Genomic DNA, 687 nt, shown 5'->3' on the forward strand with positions numbered 1-687 from the left:
CATGGTTACAATGAGGAATATATAAAACCTAACCTGAATGCCCCACGCCACTGGAATGGAAAAGTACAGATTGGTCTTTTTTCCCGCCGTTATCCCAGAAAGGTCAAAGGTGAAGCCTATCTTCTGGAGTTAATGAAACGATTGGATCCGGCCCAGTTTTCGTTCGTGCTGGCCGGGGCCGACAGACTGATTACTGCCGGCTATTTACAGTCAATGGGGTTTGAGACGCTGTGCTTTGAGCACGCACCTTATCCGGTCATGGCTGATGCCTGTCAGATAATCGATGTGTTGCTCATGGTAAGCCGTTATGAAGGGGGACCGGCGAACATACCGGAAGCGGTCGCCGCCGGCGTTCCTGTTTACTGTAATCCGGTGGGGATGGCGAAAGATTTTATTGTGGATGACGTCAATGGCCGCCATTTATCGATGGATATTGAGACGGATGTCAGCCTCCATTTTACCCCGCTTACCCGGGGCAATCTGCTGGCCCGGCTGAAAGAGGGGGCGCTGGAAAAACGCAAAACCGCCATAACGTGGCAGGAGTCAGTTCATTTAAACTGCCTGGAATATAAACATATCATTAATGCGGTTATCAATGGAGCCGGAGGGTAAAATGCGGGTGTTGTTCTCGGATGGTCTGCATTTCAGTAAGAAAAACTTTGCGTCGTTACTGAGTTATCTGGAGGA

The 687-nt window shown here is 49.6% G+C and carries 1 protein-coding gene; it reads left to right on the plus strand.

The window, feature by feature from the left end; translation table 11 throughout:
- On the plus strand, window positions 1-612 hold a 612-nt coding region (locus tag ACU8YC_RS25305), incomplete at its 5' end, for a glycosyltransferase (protein WP_446896004.1).
- Window positions 613-687: the final 75 nt, after the last annotated feature.

This window comes from Citrobacter sp. VF227, from assembly GCF_052950715.1.